Source organism: Peptostreptococcus sp. (assembly GCF_036639115.1).
In the GTDB taxonomy this organism is placed as follows: domain Bacteria; phylum Bacillota; class Clostridia; order Peptostreptococcales; family Peptostreptococcaceae; genus Peptostreptococcus.
This window is the reverse complement of the sequence record NZ_JAVWJH010000002.1, coordinates 6267-26769: the sequence shown is the minus strand read 5'-3', so window position 1 is coordinate 26769 and position 20503 is coordinate 6267. Positions and strand designations below refer to the sequence as shown.

Here is a 20503-nt window from a genome sequence, read left to right as displayed (position 1 = left end):
TCCTTTCTATCTCGCACCGTCACCAGTAAAGACAACTTTTACAGTCATAAAAATTATTTTAATGTCCAGTAGCACGCTTCTATTTTTTATATAATATAAATCATATTCCAATTTTTCACCAGGGTCCATTTCATAGCCACCATTTACCTGTGCCCACCCAGTCAGTCCTGGCTTAACTGCCAATCTATAAACAAAATTCGAATATTTTTCTTCAAATTCCTTCGTAAATATAGATCTTTCTGGTCTTGGTCCAATAATTCCCATATCGCCTTTAAGAATGTTCCAAAGCTGAGGAATTTCATCAATTCTAGTTTTTCTTATAAACTTACCTACCTTTGTAATTCTTGGATCATCTTTTTCTGCCCACTGTGCTCCAAATCTTTCTGCATCAGTTCTCATAGATCTTAGCTTATATACATAGAACTCTTCCCCATTTTTCCCAAGTCTTTCTTGCTTGTATGTAATTGGACCTCTATCCTCTATCTTTATTAGTATACCAAATATAATTATTATTGGTACACCTACAATAAGCCCTATTAGCGATAGCAATATATCAAAAAAACGTTGATATGATTCAAATAGCTTCCCATGTTTGACAATGCTATAATCTATGCTATCAATGTATTCCTTTAATACAGTGTCTTCTCCTGAATATTTGTTAAAAGACATACTGTCCTCCCTCCATATTTACAAAGTACTGCACTATATTTGTACCGTGTAAAGTTAATTTCGATTATGTATAATTTTCGACTCTCTAAAGAAAATTAGATTAGAAATGATTTCAAAAACTGCATAAATACAGCCTCTAATATCTATTTTCACATTATACGCCAAATGATATTATACTAAAAAAACAATTATAATACAAGCTATCTAATATTAGAATACCACTCTAGCTTGTATCTATAATTACATTTATCTATTTGACTTTAAACCTAATTAATCTAATTACCATTAGCAATGATATAAGAATTAAAACTATAGTAGTAAATACCTTAAATCTTTCCACATTGAAAAAGTTTCTTCTTTCTATCTTAAAGCCTACCTGATTAATTTCCTTGTAGCCTTTTTCATTTATCAATCTGGACTCATCAGAACTAAAGTAGTTCTCATCTATATACATAAGCGGTGCTTTGTTATCAGATGCTAGAGGAGCTATTGCTAGAGCGTTTATTAGCTGCCCTGGAGCAATGTGTCTTTTGTGTATTACTTCTCCACCTTTAGATACGTATACCTTTTTATTGTTTTTGTCATTGAAGAACTTATCCATTATTTTTCTATTTATATCATATCTATCTTTTCCAGATATTCTTACAACTCCTGGAAGAGTTTTTTCTATATTTGTATTATAGTAATTATTTATTCCAACTAAATATGTTTTTTTGATATTATGTTTTTTTACAAATTTCTGTAATTTTATAATATCATCATCACTATTTGTTGTTACCATTATTGGAATATTTTGTGTCTGTGCTACAGGTAAAAATGATATTCCGTTTGGAATATCTAGTTCATCATCCGTTACCACTGCTATTGAATCTATATTCTTTTGATCGTCCATCATTTCTGCCATCTTCACAGAAAAGTTGATACCACCTGAGTCCACTATTCTGTCAGTTTCATATCCACTTCTATCTAAAGATCTAGTTACAACATTGGAGATATAGTTTACTCCACCGATCATTATAACCTTCTTTACACCTAACCTTTCCAATTCTTCATATACTGGTTCTGGTATTTTATTTTTTTCAGTATATAAAACAGGAATATCATTTGAATATGCATATGGTGATACTGCTATTGCTTGATTTAGATAGTTTGTATTAACTAAAATCGCAGTGTCTGATTTTTTAAATCTTTTATCCATTACTTCATTAACCGTAGAGTATCTAGTATCTCCTGTATAGTCTACTATGTCATATTTTGATAAGTATACTTTATCCAATACTTTATCCGCTACCTTGTAGCCTACTGCCAAGACCAATACTATGGCAATATATTTTAAATACTTCTTCATTTACTATCTCCTAATATTTTATAATTTCTATCATTAATTTTCACTTCTCTATTATACTATAAATTACATTTTTTTAAAACTCTTAATAAGCCGTTAATTTGTTTATAAAAGTATAAACACATAATAATAAAAAACAAAATTCACTTTTTATCTAAAAAACAACAGCTTTTTCTTTTTATATTCTCAAAAACCTCATATACTATACATATTTTTTAAATCTAAATCTTGTTATTTTAAAGCTTTTTCACTTTATATATTTAATTTAAATTTAGTATTTTTTAGATTGCAGGGCCTTTTTTATTAGCTTTTCTTCTTGAATATAGATATTATTGAACACAAAAAAGATGACATACAATTTTAATGTATGTCATCTTAACTAATCTTTATTTATTTTCCTTCAAATGTCGCTATTATTCCCTTAGCTATTTGTTCTCCCATTTTCTTTAGTCCTGCATCGTTATTTAATAACCTAACGTCCTTAGAATTTGATAAGAAACCACCTTCTACAAGAATTGCAGGTGCATTTGTATTTCTAACTACATATAACTGTGTACCATCTTTTGTACCTCTATTTCTAAGGTCAAATCCCTGAAGTATACTATTTAATACATTCTGTGAAGCCCTATTCGCATATGATCCTTCACCCTTAAATACTTCTACTCCTGTACCACTAAGTTCTCCTGTTGATGAATTTATTACATTACCACCCTTGTTGTAATGTATACTACAGAAGAATGCAGCATTTTTACTATTACTTAAATTTGCTCTATCCTGAAGTGTTGGGTACACATCTGTTGTTCTTGTCATTATAACTACAGCTCCTGCCTTAGTCAGGTAATCTGCACATGCCTTAGCAGTCTTTAATGTCCAATCTTTCTCTCTTACTCCATATAAACCTAACGCTCCACTATCACTTCCACCATGACCAGCATCTATTACAATTTTCTTACCCTTGATAGCATTTACTATTCCAGGATTTTCATTATTGTTTCCTCCGTTATCTGGAGGTGTAGTTGGCTTTTCTGGTTCTGGATCTGGCTTAGGATCTTCTGGAAGTGGCTTTGCATCTTCTGATAACTTAGTTTGAATAGTATTTGTTACAGAAGGTGATATTCCTCCACCAACTTGATAAATACTATTTGTTTTTCTTGAATCCAATAATTCACTAGTTACCTTTGGAACTGAATTTTTTTCAGTTATTACTATAGGTGAATTATTTTTAGCCGCCAAAGGACCTGCTGGAACAGTATCTACAAGACCTACATCATCCGATTTTGTTACTGTTACTGCTGGAAGATTTGCATCTTTGTAAAATCTATTTACAACATTTACGTTTGTTGAGTGTCTATTTGACCCATAAACTCTATTTCCTGCACCTGCATTGTTTACTACCCCATCTATCTGATTTATCAAAGAAGTTGAGATTGATTTCTCTCCTCCTACATAATATACATTCGATACATTAGTAGATAGGAAAGTAAATGCATTTGCATTTATATAATTTTGATCCACTACTATTACTGGGTTCTTAGTTTCTCCAGCCTTAGAAGCTATTGTTAAGGCATCTGCCACACCATTTGTAACACTTACTACATATGCTGTATCTACCTTTTTTACCTTGGCAATGTTCTGTGCTACAGCAGCAGATATTTCTCCAGGGTACTTACCAAAGATTCTTACTATATTTGCACCAGTAGCAGATTTCATGCTATCAGCAACTTCTTTTGATATTATGCTTCTATCACCAACTATATAGATATTTTTAGGCTTCAATCTCTTTAATTCATTTGATATATCACCTATCAAGTTATTTTCTTCTGTCATAAGTATAGGTGCATTATGGGCAGTTGCAAGAGGTGTTGCAATAATTCCCGTTATAGTATTTTTACTATTTACTATAACTACATTTTCTGCACCATTTGGCCAACCTTCTTGACTTACCTTAACCGCTGTTTTAAATCTATTACTTCCGTATAGATATTTTACACCTGCGTCTTGTTTTGCATAATCAGCATCCAATTTACTTTCGGAAGTCATATCTACTCCCTGACTAGCATTTTCTAGATTCTTAGATGAATCTTCACCACTCTTTTCTTCAGTGGGAACTGATTTTTGATTATTGTCAATCGTTTCAACTGCTTCCTCGCTATTTCCCGATACATTAGATTCGGCAAATACAGATGGGGCTACAGCTGAGCTGACCATCATCATAGCTAGGGCAATTGCCACACATTTTTTAGCAATATACTTCACTTTTTGTCCTCCTTAAAAAATTATCACATGATTACATTTTAAAATAAAAGGCACAAAGGTTACATTCTGTAACTCCTCATACTTTTATATCAACTCTTCTCGATATATTATAGCACAAAAGTTACAGTTTGTAACCTAGAATAATAATATTAATTTATTTTATCTTTTTATCAAGCTTCCTATATAAATACAAACCCTTTTAAAGAACTTGCTTTTATTATATATTTACTGTTCATTATTTTCTTCATTTTCTTTTTCTTTGTTTGAATCTTTATTATTAATTATTACCTTGCCTTCTGAATTTCTTTCTATTTTTTCCTTTGGTAAGAAGTCTGTATAGAATCCACTTACGTAATTATTTCTTAATGCATTTACAGCATCCTCATCATTATATGTAAACATATAAAGACTAATTCCTCTATCAACTAGTTTTGTTGTCAGTTCCTTAGAGAATTTAAATTTATTTGCTGCGACTATTTTTATTCCATGTTCATATGAGAAATCTACCACTTTATTTACTTCCATCTCTTCAATTCTATAAGTCGTAAATATCATAGATTTAAAATCATATATATTCATTACAGGTCTATACATTTCTTCATAATATATCTGTGGTATTATTCTATTAAGAATTGTTGGGTCTACATCCTTACCAACCTTTACCAATTCTCTATAGCAATCCTCAACCTCATGTATATCATTTTTCTTTAAATCCACCACAAGATACATATCTGGATGTTCTTTCATATATTCAGCCACCTGCTTAAAGTTAAGAGTATGATATTTATTCAATATCTTTTCTTCAAGAAATTCTTTTTCTGAAGGCATCTCTTTCTTCCAAGAAGTTGGTAATCCAAGATTAGATAGACTTGTCGCATCTGTAGAATGAAGGAGTATCAGCTTTCCATCTGATGAAAGTGACATATCTGCCTCCATTACTCTTAGCCCCTTCTTATAACTCTTTTCCATAGCCTCTCTAGAGTTTGTGTATACATTTCCATCTATTCCACCTAGAGCATGTGCTATATATCTATTTTCTTTTACCCAAGAATAATTAAACTTCTTTGGGTAGTTATCCATATATACTGTTCCATCACTTGCCTGAACAACATTTACATCTAATATTTTATAGATAAAGTCCAGTGGAACATAAAGAGTATCATCCATAAATTCAACGATACCATCCATCTTTATAACATTGTGATTATCTTCAAACCTTACTTCATTGGACCCTCTCTCCAAAATATACGTAGATTTTCTATATTTTAGTTTGATTTTTCCACCTGGTAAAAACTTATAGCTTGCACTGGTATTGAAATTTTTACAAAGCTCCAATACTGGTACATATACAATATCATTTCTAACCTTGTAAGGTTTGTCCATTTGTACTTTTTTATTATTTGTTATCAATCTTTCTCTTATCTTTGTATCTTTAAATTCAGATATTATCTTTCTTTGACTTCCATAATAGTGGAATAGTTTGAAGAGACCTAGTATCAAAATCAAAGAAACAATAAGGATAACCATTTTTTTTATCCTTATTTTTATCCTTTCTTTTCCTATATTCTTATTAAACATATTTCCTCCACCACTATATATTAATTTTTACCTCATACTTCTCAAGTAGATTCATAATCAATACCCATATTAAAGTTACTGCAATACCATATATTGCAGATGCAGAATCAACACCTGAGATTGGAAGAATAAAATCATTTGTAAACCAATTGTTAAAGCTCATCCAAGCTCCTGTATAGATTGATTTGATCTTTATTAAATTCAACAATCTATGAAACAATGAAATAAACAAAACAACAAATATTGCATTTTTACCTATTCTCTTGATTAAGTATGTAGCAAACTCAAAACCTATGATATCAAATAGTACATAGACCAAAGTCTCTATAAAAAACATATATGAGCTAACTCTCATGACAAAAGTAATACTAAACACATTTCTATTGAGAGGTATCCAAACCCCTAATATTTTGGACATTAGATAAAAGCCTATGCCCATGAGTATTAAATTTATAAGTTTTTTTGCTTCATTATTAAGTCTGTAATAGTTACTTAATAATGATTTTATTGACTTTGGATTTAGCCAGTTCTTTATATCTGATCCCAAATTTTTGAAGCTCCATCCCTGTTCTTTTATCATTTTTTTTCTTTTATACTTTATGTACTTCTTATCCTCTATAGGTTTTTTGTTTAATATACAACCCAAAGCTAATCCATACATAGTTAAAGACACAGCAGAAAATGTTGCCAGTATACCCTCTGGATTTGCCAATGAACGACTAGAAAATCCTTTAAGTATCAATTTATCTAATGTTACAAATACGCTTTTTTCTATTGAATACCCATTTTTAAATGCTATTGCAGTGAAAACAACAGATACAAAAGTACCTATACCAATAAATACATATGTTAATGCATTATTTTTTATTTTCAACTTAAGAAACCCTAAATAAACCATTGTACATATTACATAATTGATTGCTAGCAGCTGATATGGTCCTGTCAATCTGACAGCGCCATTAGATGGCAAAAACAAAATACTATAAATTATACCAATAACAAATAGTGCTATTGACCTTTTAAATACTTTCCTTGATATTTCAGAGACGTTTTTTCCATTTTGATGATTCTTCTTTACAAAAAATGGTATTGACATACCCATTATTAGTATAAAAAATGGTAATATCAAATCTGCAAACGCCATTCCATTCCAAATAGAGATCATGTGTTTCGGATTTACACTCTCTTCAAGTCCTTGGCATATCAAAAATATTGAAAATATAACTGCGATACCTCGTAGTAAATCAATAGATTCTACTCTAATTTGAATGTATTTTTCATCTATTCTCTTTTTATTTAAATAATAATTTCTAATCTTTATATAGTATTCACCAACTAATTGCTTAAGGCTGCTAACTCCTTTTGTTTCCATATTACTCGTCGTCCTCTAAACCTTCAAATGAGAACACAAACTTTAGTGTTTCCATTCTTATCTTTCTATTTAGAGTTTCAAACATTTCATAAGCTTCAATAGTATATTCTTTTACTGGGTCCTTTTGTGCAACAGATACCAAACCTACACTTTGTCTCATCTGATCCATTAGGTCTATGTGATCCACCCAATATTTATCGACAACTTTTAGTAGTATCTCCTTTTGCTGCATATAGAATTCTTCTTCTGACAAAAGCATCATTTTTAGTTCATATACTCTCTTTACTATATCAAGAGTGCTATCTGTAAATTCTTTCGGATTCATTTGACTTGCATTTGGAATAATAAGAGTTGCATCCGGCATAAATGCATTGTACATACTCTTATAGTATTTGAAGTAATTTCTAGGTTTACAGTCTATGTATCTATCTACATATTCCTTTACTACGTCATTTGCCATATGCATAATAGTATCTGTAAGATCTACTCCTTCTATTACCTTATCTCTTTCAGCGTATATTACTTTTCTTTGTTTATCTATAACATTGTCATATTTAAGTACATCTTTTCTTTGTTGTAAGTTTTTACCCTCAATTCCCTTTTGAGCATTCTCTATTGCCCTACTAAGCCTTTTACTAGAGATTGCTCCATGTTCATCAGGCTTTAATCTTTTACTTGCTCTTTTAATGGCTGCACCACCGTATAGTTTGATTATTTCATCTTCTATACTTACAAAGAATCTTGATACACCAGGATCACCTTGTCTACCAGATCTACCTCTTAGCTGATTGTCAATTCTTCTAGCTTCATGTCTTTCTGTACCTATAACATATAGACCACCTAGCTCTTTTACCTTTTCTTCCATCTCTGAATCATTGTTACCTAGTTTTATATCCGTACCTCTACCTGCCATATTAGTAGCAATGGTAATAGCATTTATAGTACCAGCTTTTTCTACTATTTCAGCTTCTTTTTTATTGTTTTTAGCATTTAGAATCTCATGTTTTAAGCCTCTTTTATTTAGTAGTGAAGATAGATATTCAGATTTTTCTACTGTTGCTGTACCTACTAAGATAGGTTGACCTGTAGAGTGTATCTTTATTATCTCTTCCACTACTGCTTCAAACTTAGCTTTTTCAGTAGTATATACCTTATCATCCAAATCTTTTCTTATTACTGGCATATTTGTAGGTATTTGAACAACATTTGTATGGTATGTCTGTTCAAATTCTCCTTCTTCAGTTTTAGCTGTACCTGTCATACCAGACATTTTGTCATACATTCTGAAAAAGTTTTGATAAGTTACTGTTGCCATAGTTTTATTATCTGAGTTAATTTTTACTCTTTCCTTAGCTTCCAATGCCTGATGAAGACCATCTGAGAATCTTCTTCCATCCATAATTCTGCCTGTAAACTCATCAACTATAAATACTTCCCCATCTTTAACAACATAATCATCATCTATATCCATCAATTTATGAGCTGCAAGTGCCTGGTTCATATGATGATATATTGCCATATTATTTATATTGGTAATATTTCTTATCTTAAAAAATTGTTCTGCTTTCTTAAATCCAGACTCAGTAAGAGAAGCTGTATGTTCTTTCTTATCTAGATCATAATCATCTTCATCAATTGTTCTTATGAAATCATCTGCTCTATAATAAAGATCACTTATTGGATCTCCTTCTCCAGATATTATCAAAGGTGTTCTAGCCTCATCTATAAGTATTGAGTCAACCTCATCGACTATACAATATGATAGTGGAGCCTGTACCTTATCAGATAATCTTTTAACCATATTATCTCTCAAATAGTCAAATCCAAACTCAGCGTTCGTACCATATGCCAAATCGCAATTGTACTGCTTTCTTCTAGTGTTTGGATCTTGTCCTGTTATTATTGTACCTACAGTCATACCCAAAAAATTAAAGACTGGTCTTACTGTATCAGCATCACGTTCCGCTAGATAGTCATTTACTGTTATTACATGCACTCCCTTACCAGCAAGAGCATTTAGGTAACATGGTGCAACTGCAACTAAAGTTTTACCTTCACCTGTTTTCATTTCAGCTATTTTTCCTTGATGGAGTACTATTCCACCGATTAACTGAACTTTATATTGTCTCATTCCTAAAATTCTTTTTGAAGCTTCTCTAGCTACCGCAAATGCTTCTTCCAAAAGATCATCTACTGTTTCTCCATCTTTTAATCTTTTTTTAAATTCAGAAGTTTTATTTGACAATTCTTCATCTGAAAGTGATGATATTTCTTCTTCCAATCCTTCGATATTTTCCACTATTTTATTTAACTTCTTAATTTCAACATTATCTTGTTTACTTAGAAATGTATCTAAAAACGACATATAACTCTCCTTTGGTATTGTAATTTTTTAAAACGTTAATACTATTGCAAAATTTAATATTTATAATTGCAAATTTATAATCAATATATAACTAACAAATCTATTTTATTATATCACAAGATAGAGATTTATAATAAAATTTATTAGACTTTTTGACTAACTTATTGTATAATAAAGATACTTAAAAAATTACATTTCTTTTTAAGTATTTCTCACATAAAAAGAGGGGTTGATCTTTTCAACCTTTCTTTTTTTTTGTTTAAATACCATTAATCCCTTTAATCCCTTTATATTTCAATCTTTTTTAGATTATCTTCTTATCAGATTTCTTCCCTATTATCACTCATATATATTATGTATATATGGAAGTATATCTCCTATATATCCTTATTGTTATATAAATTGGAATATCTTCTAAAAAAGGAAAAACACCACTTGTTTTAGTGGTGTTTTTCCTCTACAACAAAATCGTTGGGAGTCAAACGACAACATTGTAATAAAACTTACAATGTTACTCTTCTATTATAAGCTTTTTTATGTGATTTTGCACGTAAATTCCAAAATTTCGTTAATCACTATAAAAATTTATACAATTTCATAGCTATTTTTATCTAGCAAAGATGCTGCTTCCTCATCTACAACTAATAAAACATTCTTATGTAACTGAAGTATAGATGCAGGAACATGTGGATCTATAGGTCCGTTTACAGTGTTATTTATCGCTTCAGCCTTTGTCTTACCTGATGCCAATAAAATTATTTTTTCTGATTTAAAGATAGTGCCTATTCCCATACTAATTGCTTGATTTGGAACTTCTTCAATAGAGTCAAAAAATCTTGAATTTGCATCTATTGTGCTTTTTGTCAAATCAACAACACCTGTTTCTTTTGAGAAATATTCATTTGGTTCATTAAAACCTATATGAGCATTATTTCCTATTCCCAAAACTTGTAAGTCAAGTCCCCCATTTGATGCTATTGCCTCTTCATATTCTTTTGAATAGCTATCAAAATCCTTAGTATTTCCATTTGGCATATTTATATTATTTTGATTTATATCCACCTTATCAAATAAATTACTATGCATAAAAGTATAATAACTATTTATATTTTCTTTTGGTAGGTTTACATATTCATCTAGATTAAAAGTCTTTATATTTTTAAAACTTATCTCTCTAGACTCACATTTTTTAACCAATTCTTCATACATACCTACTGGTGTTGAACCTGTTGCTAGACCTAGTATTGAATCCGGTTTAATATTAATTTGGGCTGCTAAATAATTAGCGGCTACTTTACTCATTCTTTCATAATCCTTGCAAACGTAAATTTTCACAAAAATCCCTCTCTCTCTCGTTTCAAATGTTATTTTGTGTAAATATTTCATGCTATAACTATATTATAAATTTTTATTGCACTTTATTCAAGATAATTTTTTTCATTTTTATATTTTTTTGCAATTTATTTTCATTTATTCAATATATTCGGCAATAATTTCGCTTTAGATTAACCAAGTTCCATCTTCATCTTGTCTTACTATATTGTTTTTCATCATATTTCCCAAAGTTCTTTTAAAATTCTTTTTACTTGTATTAAATACCATTCTTAAATCATCTGGATTGGACTTGTCATTAAATCTCATAAATCCGTCATTGCCTTCCATATAGCTGAAGATTCTTTTTTCTAGAGAATCCATTTCTTCTTTTCTTTCAGCTCTTGTTGTTAGACCAAGCTTACCATCTTCATAAATTTTTATCACTCTAAGGTTTTTCAAATAATCGCCCTCTTTTAAAGAAGTATAATACTCATCTCTTAGTATTATTCCTGATATATTTGGCTCTATGCATACAAGCGCAGTTTGATTGCTCTGAAATCCGTATACATATGCATTACAAGTATCTTCCAAGTTCATCTTGCTATCTAGAGATAGATGTTCCTCAATATCTGTTGTAGCAGCCAATCTTCCTGACTTGTCAACATAAACATAAAAAGGATATTTTTCATCTTCAAATATAGGATACTTTTTCTCTCTAAAAGGTACAAGGACATCTCTTTCCAAACCTATGTTAACAAAACTACCTATTTCAGTATTTTCTGCAACAGTCAATACTGCTATCTCCTCAGCAAATGCCTTAGGAGTCTTTTGAGTAGCCACAAGTCTTCCAAGTGAATCTTTGTATACAAATACATCGACATCTTCACCTATTACTACTGATTCAGGATCTACTATATTACCAGTTGGCAGTAATATTTCTATCTTATCTTCACCATCTTTAATTCCTACAAAATATCCGTATTCCTTTTGCTTTATTACTTCTAATTTATTAATCTTTCCGAATTCTATCAATTTTTCACCTCTCTTAAATCCTATTTACATCAGTCTCAATAGCTGCCTTTTTTACAGCATTTGCCACTGCTTCAGACACACCTACAGCAAATGCGTTTGGAAGTATATTCTCAGTATTTAATTTTTCCTTAGGTATAAAATCCGCTATTGCATTGGCTGCAGCTACCTTCATTTCTTCATTTATTTGAGATGCTCTACATTCCAAAGCTCCCTTGAATACACCTGGAAATGCCAATACGTTATTTACTTGATTTGGAAAATCACTTCTTCCAGTTCCAATGATAAACACCCCTGCCTTTTTGGCTTCATCTGGCATTATTTCTGGAGTAGGGTTTGCCAAGGCAAATACTATAGACTGATCATTCATTGTCTTTATCATAGCCTCAGTTAGCATTTTTGGACGAGACACTCCTATAAATACATCTTTCCCCTTGATAGCATCTGATAAACTTCCCTTTTCCTTGTTTTTATTTGTCAATTTTAACATTTCTTTTTGAGCCCAATTTATTCCTTCTGAATCTTCTTCTAGAACTCCATTTTTATCACATAATACAATATTTTTAACCTTCATGTTCAAAAGCATTTTGCAAATGGCAATCCCTGCAGAACCAGCACCATTTATCACTATTTCAAGATCTTCCATCTCTTTATTATCTATTAACTTTACAGCGTTTATTATTCCTGCTGTAACAATAATCGCTGTTCCATGCTGATCATCATGAAATACTGGGATATTTAATTCTTTTTTCAATCTATCCTCTACTTCAAAACATCTTGGAGCTGATATATCCTCTAGATTTATTCCACCAAATACTGGTTCTATCATTTTTACAGTTTTAACTATATCTTCTACTTCTTGAGAAGATATACATATAGGAAACGCATCTACATTAGCAAATTCTTTAAATAAAATTGCCTTTCCTTCCATAACTGGTATAGATGCCTCAGCTCCTATATTTCCTAAACCTAACACAGCAGAACCATCACTTACAACAGCTACCATATTTCCCTTTGATGTGTATTTATAAACATCATCTATATTTTCATTTATTTTAAGACAAGGTTCTGCAACTCCTGGAGTATATGCTACAGATAAATCATCTTTATTTTCAACCTTAACCTTACTTATTACTTCTATCTTTCCTTTTTTCTCTGAATGAATTTTCAATGCCTCTTCTGAATAGTTCATTTATTTCTCCAATCTAATTAGTTTTAAATAACTCTATTTAAATTATATTATACTTTTAAAAATCGATTTTGAATAGACTTTTATCTGATATTTTGAAGCTTCAAATCTATTTTTCATATAAATTATTACCTTGAGAATCTATACATACAGTTAGAGTCATATTCTCCACCTCAAGCCTTCTGAGCGCTTCTGCTCCCAAGTCTTCATAGTCTATTACTTCACATTCTTTGATACAGTTTGATATATATGCTCCTGCACCTCCAATTGCTACTAAATATACGGCTCCATATGTTTTCATTCCCTCAATAACAGACTTACTTCTCTTTCCTTTTCCTATCATAACTTTTAATCCTTTTTCCAAAAGTGGTATTGTCAAGTCATCCATTCTATAACTTGTAGTTGGACCTGCTGAACCTATCACTTCACCTGGCTTTGCGGGAGATGGACCAACATAATAAATTCCTTGCCCCTGTGGATTAAATGCAAGTTTTTCCCCATTTTCTATTGAGCTACACATTTTTTTGTGTGCAGCATCTCTTGCTGTGTATAGAGTTCCTGTTATGTTTACTATATCTCCCGCTCTTAAATTGTTTATTTCTTTTTGATCAAAAGGCGTTTTTAATTCAATCATACATTTCCTCCTATATTATTACTTTTTTGTGTCTTGATGAGTGACAGTTTATATTTACGACTACAGGAAGACCTGCAATATGAGTCGGATAAGTTTCAATATTTACAGCTAATGCTGTCGTTTTTCCACCCAAGCCTTGAGGACCTATGCCAAGATTATTAACTTTTTCAAGCATCTCTTCTTCTAGCGCTTTTATCTTTTCATTAGAATTATGCACTCCTATTTCTCTAAATAGTGATTTTTTTGCTATTTGTGCGCATTTATCTACCGTTCCACCAATTCCTACTCCTACAACTATAGGAGGACATGGATTAGGACCTGCTTCTTTTACCACTTGCAGGATAAAGCTTTTTATTCCTTCTATTCCATCAGAAGGTTTGAGCATTTTCATCTGACTCATATTTTCACTTCCAAATCCTTTAGCCGCATATTCTATTTCAACTTTATCACCAGGCACTATATCGTAATGAATTACTGCTGGTGTATTATCATTTGTGTTAATTCGTTCAATAGGACTTACTACTGACTTTCTAAGGTAGCCTTCTGTATATCCTCTGCTCACCCCTTTATTAATTGCATCAGTAATAGTATCTCCCTTGATATGAACATCTTGTCCAATTTTTACAAAGAAAACTGCCATACCTGTATCTTGGCATAGTGGCTTATTTGTTTCTTTCGCTATATTCGCATTTTCTATTAAAATATCTAATATATTAATTGCTACTTCACTATCTTCTTTTTTTCTATTTTCCTTAAAACTATCTATCACACTTTGATCTAGATTGATGCATCCATCGATACACATTTCTTTGACCAAATCTTCTATTACTTTCGAATTAATTTTTCTCATTTTCCCACCACCTACATCAATAAATCTGCATACTCAGCCTTAGAAGCTTTTATTAGATCTATTGGCGATAATTCTACTTGATATCCTATCTTTCCTGCGCTCACAGTAATACTTTCTATAGTTTCCCCTGAGCTATCTATATAAGTAGCAAATTGTTTTTTCATTCCTATAGGAGAACATCCTCCACGTACATAACCTGTTATCTTGCTTATGTCTTTTACATGGATCATTTCTATCTTTTTTTCTCCACATGCTTTTGCAGCTTTTTTCATATCTAAATTTTCTGCAACTGGAATTACAAATACATAGTATTCCTTGCTTTGCCCCTGTGTTACCAAGGTTTTAAATACAGTTTTAGGATCTTTATTTAAATGCTTTGCTGCGGTAATACCATCTACATGATCCTTATCTACTGGGTATGAGTGTTCCACATACTCTATGCCTTCCGATTCTAAGATTCGCATTGCATTTGTTTTTACTTTCTTTTTGGACATAATGTTTCCTCCAATCTATATATTTTTATGGTTATAATTTATATTTATTAAGTTTTCACTCTCTCAATACCACTGAATTTACACCGTAGTATCTGGCAATAGTAACGTTTATCCAATCTTCTTTATTATATTTACAGTCCTCTAGACCATATGCAGCTGTATACGGATTATCACTTGTTATTTCTGGTACTTGTATTTCATCTATGTGACCCATATTTTTATTGTCTTTTATTATCATTTCTCTGGCATTATATCTCGAGTAATATTCGCTGCTATCTTTTAGAGCTTCGGGGTAGCTTTGAGAAAAATAATATCCAAACACAAGTATAGCCGAAGTCATTATTATTATTGAAAGCTTTGAATTGATTCTAGCTATTATCGATATATTCATTACTATTGAGATAGTGAATAATAATACAGTAATAACCATAACCCTACAAGGATATGTTGGGGCCATTATCATAGCATAAAAAGATACAAGAGCTGCTATTAAATAAACTTCTGTCTCAATCGATTTCCCAGTATGTATAAATCTAGCTAATATGACTAATGCTATCGATATAAGAAGTAAAATTAGAAAATATTTGGTGAAATTTTCATTCATTTTAGATAATCTTAGAAAGTATTTTAAAAATAATTCATCTGGTTCATTAAAAAACTGTACCCTCTTAAAGTTTCCTGGAGCAGTTATCATTATTAAAAATCCTGATAACATACTAAAAAATATAAACACCATGCTAATTATATCTTTATTTCCATCTACATACATCTTAATTATGTAATACAACAATATTAACAGTACTGCAGGTACTGAGTTTTCATTTGTCCATCCCGCTATAACAGATAATAATATTGTAAATAATAAAAAGGAGGTCTTTTCAATAGGCTTCTCTAGTACCGCAATTTTTCTAGCAATTATAAGTACTGATAATAAAATAATATTAGTCCACATATAGTTTGCTGCACCTATTACCCATAGAAAATCTTGACCAAAAGTTGGTGTAAATCTCCAAATCAATAAAAAAGCTAATAAAACAAAAAGAGCATTGTGTAAATTTATTTTTCTTCTAGTTTCATCAATTATATTTTTGTGTTTCTTATGCTTAATTCTTCCATACGATTCAGTTAAATCGGTGTATCTATATACTATATATAATAACAAACAAAAACCTATTGAATTAATTATATTAATAATTTTTTTATCAAACATTAAAATTATTCCACCTATAGTGTGCGAAATAACTCGACCATTCGTATTATAGTATCTGTATACTTGATTACTTATAACCTGAGATATATTTGTGATTCTAACATTCCCCTCGACAAACATATTGTTAAAATCATCCGCTACAAACGGTGTGTTTACATTTAAAAAAAATATTAATACAAAAACTAATGTAAATATAATAATAGACACGTAATTGATATTACGCTTATTCTCCATCCCCATACCTCGTCATTAAATTTTATATAATATACTACTGGTAATAAAAAGAGGGCCGCCTACGCACCCCCCTTTATAATATCTTAACTATTTTATTTATACGAATCCATTATTCTTCGTCTAATGATCCAGTCTTTTCCTTTAGAACTTCACCGATATTGCCAATTGTATCATCACCTATTGACATATATTTAGATAAATCTTCTTCAGGTTCTCTTGTTAATTCTCTTATAGAAAGCATCATTCTCTTGTTGTTAGGGTTGAATTTTATTATTGCTGCCTTAACAGTGTCTCCAATATTAACTATATCTTCAACTTTATTAACTCTCTTTTCGCTTAATTCACCTATTGGTAAATATGCTTCTACACCCTTTTTAACTTCAACAAAAGCTCCCTTGTCTATAATTCTAAGTACTTTTGCATCTATAACTGATCCAACATTTACTTCATCAGCTATTAACTTCCAAGGGTCCTGGTCTGGATCCTTAAGTGATAATGCTATTCTATGAGTTTCAGGATCTACATTTTGTATAAATACATCAACTTCATCTCCAACATTTACCACAGATTCAACAGATTCAACTCTTGTCCATGAAAGGTTGTTTATATGAGCAAGACCTTCTATGCCACCTAAGTCTATAAATGCGCCATAAGGCATTATGTTAGTTACCTTACCATGTCTCTTTTCTCCAGGAACAAGTTCATTAAATAAAGCTTCTCTTTCAGCCTTTCTCTGTTCCTTCTCAGCCTTTATCTTAGCTCTTTCAGCATCTCTTTCGGCCTTTCTGCTTTCTCTTCTTTCTTTTCTCTCAGCATCTAATATTTCCTGAGCAACTTCTCTATGAGAAACTATTATTCTGTTCTTTCTAGGGTTTACTTCCTTAACATAGGCATCCATATCTAGACCTACATATTCGTTTGTATCCTTTACGAACTTTGTGTCGATCTGAGAAATAGGCATAAACATAGTATGAGACTTATATCTTACATATAATCCTCTTTCTAGTGCCTTGAATGAATGAACGTTTATCTTCTGACGTTCTTCCATTGCGTCTATTAATTCCTTAAGATCATTTTTTTGTTCTAACTTTAATCTAGAGATTTTGATAGTTGCATCTTTGTAACTGATATTTGTTATAACTCCAGTTACCTCATCATCTATTTTGTAAACATCTGCTATACTCTGACCTCTGTCAAGATTAAGTTCACCATCAGGTATAACACCATCAAAGTCAACATCTAGCTTCAAAACTAAACTGTCTTGGTTTATTTGTGTTACCTTTCCAATGATTTCATCACCTACATTAATTTTACTTAACTCCTGTTCTTGCATGTCAAGTAGTTCTTGCATTGTTAAATTGTTTTCCATTATAATAACATCCTTTCGCTGCGTAATATCCATATATACTATTATAGCATATACTAAGCATTATTATATAGTCTAATTTGCATATTTTTTTAATAAATTTTAAAAATTTTGTTATAATTTACTTTTCTTAACTATAATTATTAAAATAGCAATTATATGTATCTATACAACACTTTTTTTATATTTGCAGCTTATTTTTTTTATAAAGTATATTTTTATCTTTTTTTTCAAGCTAAAAGAAAACCACACACAGCTTGTTTTTAAAAAAACAAACTCTTTTGTGTGCAGTTTTTATTTTTTATTTATGTATTTTTACAATTTTTTCTTATTTTTATCCTTCATATAAGTTAGTAGATTGAAATTCTGCGTCACAAGTCACATCTATGCCTAACTTTCTAAACACTTGTTCATCACTTTTAGATAAAATTACGGTCGAATGAGCTTGACAATTTTTAAGCAAAGATAATCTATCCATAGCATATTGTGCCACTGGATTTGTAACTGCACTAATACTTAATGCCATCAACACTTCCTCTGCATTTAAAGATACATTTCTACTCTTTAATACATTTTGCTTTAAATTGATAATAGGTGCCAATACAGCGGGTGAAATAATGTGCATATCATCTTGAATTTCAGCTAAATACTTTATTGCATTCAGTATTACTGCTGCTGAACCATTCATCAAACTAGAAAACTTTCCTGTCATCATTGTTTTATCAGCCAATTCAAGTGCAACCACAGGGCAAATTCCATCTACGTGTTCACAATCATTGGTTCTATAATCCCTTGCAGCCTTAACAACTTTTCTATCTTCATCTTTTAATCCAAGCTCTTCCATTATCATTTTCATTCTTGAAACAGCTTCTTTGTCTATACCACCCTTTTTATATTCACAAAGAGTTTTAAAATATCTTCTTATAATTTCTTGAATAGAAGCTTCTCTTACCACTTCATCATCTATTATCCCAAATCCAACTCTATTAACTCCCATGTCAGTAGGTGATTGGAATATACTTTCTTTGCCTGTTATTTTTTCTATTATTTTCTTTAATACTGGGAATAACTCCAAGTCTCTATTATAATTTACTGTAGTCTCTCCGTATTTTTCTAAATGGAAAGAATCTATCATATTTACATCTTTCAAATCTACTGTAGCGGCCTCATATGCTATATTCACAGGATGCTTAAGAGGCAAATTCCATACTGGGAATGTTTCATACTTTGAATATCCAGCTGTTACTCCTCTTTTATTATCGTGATAAAGTTGGCTTAAACAAGTTCCCAACTTACCACTATTTGGTCCAGGTGCTGTCATGACTACTATAGGCTTTGTTGTTTCAATAAAGGGATTGGCTCCAAAGCCTTCTTCACTTACTATTGTATCTACATCAGTAGGATATCCCTTAGTAGGTCGGTGTCTATAGACTTTTACACCTCTTCTTTCAAGCTTATTGATAAATATAGTTGCGGCAGGCTGATTTTCATATCTTGTAATAACTACTGAGTTAACATCTAAGTTGTATCCTCTCAGATCATCTATTAATCTCATTACTTCCATATCATATGTGATACCTAGATCACCTCTAACCTTATTTCTCTCTATATCACCCGCATACACACAGATAACTACCTCAACTTGATCTTTCATATTGCTAAGAACCTTAATTTTTGCATTTTCATCAAAGCCAGGCAATACCCTTTTAGCGTGTAGATCTCCTATTAGTTTCCCGCCAAATTCTATATATAACTTATCATAGTTATTAACTCTTTCTAGAATATATTTGGACTGTTCCTCTAAGTATTTGTTGTGGTCAAAACCTATCTTCATTTGCACTCTCCTATATTAATTAAATTATTTTAGATAAATTCTAATAAAAACATTGACAATTCAAAAATAATGTAATAAAATAGAATTCCATCACAAATTCATTTTATACATTGACATGTGGCTTTTTTGCTGCGTGTTTTTTTTCGGAAATTTAACTAAGTACCTATTATACAACTTTTCTTTTTAAAATTCAAGTTATATATTTATTTTATTAATCAAAAAAATATTAATTTCTTTATTATAAGCCTTTTTTTAAGTATTTTTCATTTTTTTAAAAATTTTATTAATTATCAAAACTTTTATTTTTTATTTGAAAATTAGGACTTACTAAACATAGCCTTAGCATCCTTCATTCCTTCTTTAACTTCACCTCTAGAAAAATTATTCTTTCTTAATTCTTCATCACTTAAATCCATAAGCATCGTATAAAATTCACCTGCAATAAAAAGCATATTTATAGATCTGTTTTTCTCCAGGCTTGCAAATAAAACATCTTCGGCTTCATTAATTTTATGCTCTAAAACCAATCTTTTAACATCAATCAATATAAACTCTTCATTTGGAGAATACACTATATCAAAATCATCTAAATCACTATATTTTTTACCTAGTAACTCTTTAAATACCAATTCTCTATTTTCGTTTTTTAATCTGTCTACCAAACCCATAATATCACTCCTCTGTATACTTCTGTACTTCTGTACTTCTATACTTCTATACTTCTATACTTCTATACTTCTATACTTCTATACTTCTATACTTCT

At 30.7% G+C, this 20503-nt stretch carries 16 protein-coding genes; all 16 read right to left on the bottom strand.

Annotation, left to right across the window (positions count from 1 at the left end; translation table 11 throughout):
• Window positions 1-6 precede the first annotated feature (6 nt).
• Window positions 7-669, bottom strand: a complete 663-nt coding sequence (locus RR561_RS02485) for a sugar transferase (protein ID WP_332505848.1) — start codon at window positions 667-669, stop codon at window positions 7-9.
• Between the two features lie 250 nt (window positions 670-919).
• On the bottom strand, window positions 920-2017 hold the full coding sequence (locus tag RR561_RS02480; protein ID WP_332505847.1) for a cell wall-binding repeat-containing protein: 1098 nt from the start codon (window positions 2015-2017) through the stop codon (window positions 920-922).
• Window positions 2018-2404: 387 nt separating this feature from the next.
• Window positions 2405-4270 (bottom strand): N-acetylmuramoyl-L-alanine amidase, encoded by a 1866-nt coding sequence (locus RR561_RS02475; RefSeq protein WP_332505846.1) that lies wholly within the window; start codon window positions 4268-4270, stop codon window positions 2405-2407.
• Window positions 4271-4495: 225 nt separating this feature from the next.
• On the bottom strand, window positions 4496-5848 hold the full coding sequence (locus RR561_RS02470) for a phosphatidylinositol-specific phospholipase C/glycerophosphodiester phosphodiesterase family protein (RefSeq protein ID WP_332505845.1): 1353 nt from the start codon (window positions 5846-5848) through the stop codon (window positions 4496-4498).
• A 13-nt stretch (window positions 5849-5861) separates the two neighbouring features.
• On the bottom strand, window positions 5862-7220 hold the full coding sequence (locus RR561_RS02465; RefSeq protein WP_332505844.1) for a DUF5009 domain-containing protein: 1359 nt from the start codon (window positions 7218-7220) through the stop codon (window positions 5862-5864).
• A 1-nt stretch (window position 7221) separates the two neighbouring features.
• Complete coding sequence (gene secA / locus RR561_RS02460; protein ID WP_332505843.1) at window positions 7222-9585, bottom strand: preprotein translocase subunit SecA; 2364 nt, start codon at window positions 9583-9585, stop codon at window positions 7222-7224.
• 585 nt (window positions 9586-10170) lie between these two features.
• The gene (nagB, locus tag RR561_RS02455) at window positions 10171-10920 is read right to left on the bottom strand and encodes a glucosamine-6-phosphate deaminase (protein ID WP_332505842.1); all 750 of its coding nucleotides are present in this window, start codon (window positions 10918-10920) and stop codon (window positions 10171-10173) included.
• 165 nt (window positions 10921-11085) lie between these two features.
• Window positions 11086-11931 (bottom strand): CvfB family protein, encoded by an 846-nt coding sequence (locus RR561_RS02450; protein ID WP_332505841.1) that lies wholly within the window; start codon window positions 11929-11931, stop codon window positions 11086-11088.
• Window positions 11932-11944: 13 nt separating this feature from the next.
• A complete protein-coding gene (locus RR561_RS02445; protein WP_332505840.1) occupies window positions 11945-13120 on the bottom strand; it encodes an NAD(P)-dependent malic enzyme in 1176 nt (391 codons plus the stop codon).
• Window positions 13121-13226: 106 nt separating this feature from the next.
• The gene (locus RR561_RS02440) at window positions 13227-13751 is read right to left on the bottom strand and encodes a Fe-S-containing hydro-lyase (protein WP_332505839.1); all 525 of its coding nucleotides are present in this window, start codon (window positions 13749-13751) and stop codon (window positions 13227-13229) included.
• A gap of 10 nt (window positions 13752-13761) precedes the next feature.
• Window positions 13762-14601: a fumarate hydratase gene (locus tag RR561_RS02435; RefSeq protein WP_332505838.1), complete on the bottom strand. Its 840-nt coding sequence runs from the start codon at window positions 14599-14601 to the stop codon at window positions 13762-13764.
• A gap of 11 nt (window positions 14602-14612) precedes the next feature.
• Complete coding sequence (gene ybaK / locus RR561_RS02430) at window positions 14613-15095, bottom strand: Cys-tRNA(Pro) deacylase (protein ID WP_332505837.1); 483 nt, start codon at window positions 15093-15095, stop codon at window positions 14613-14615.
• A 55-nt stretch (window positions 15096-15150) separates the two neighbouring features.
• Entirely contained in the window at window positions 15151-16539 is a 1389-nt protein-coding gene (locus RR561_RS02425; protein ID WP_332505836.1) for a DUF3329 domain-containing protein, read from the bottom strand.
• 109 nt (window positions 16540-16648) lie between these two features.
• Window positions 16649-17908, bottom strand: a complete 1260-nt coding sequence (locus tag RR561_RS02420; RefSeq protein ID WP_332505835.1) for a 30S ribosomal protein S1 — start codon at window positions 17906-17908, stop codon at window positions 16649-16651.
• A 331-nt stretch (window positions 17909-18239) separates the two neighbouring features.
• The gene (locus RR561_RS02415; protein WP_332505834.1) at window positions 18240-19739 is read right to left on the bottom strand and encodes a DUF1846 domain-containing protein; all 1500 of its coding nucleotides are present in this window, start codon (window positions 19737-19739) and stop codon (window positions 18240-18242) included.
• Between the two features lie 317 nt (window positions 19740-20056).
• On the bottom strand, window positions 20057-20407 hold the full coding sequence (locus RR561_RS02410; RefSeq protein WP_332505833.1) for a DUF6483 family protein: 351 nt from the start codon (window positions 20405-20407) through the stop codon (window positions 20057-20059).
• Between the last annotated feature and the right edge of the window lie 96 nt (window positions 20408-20503).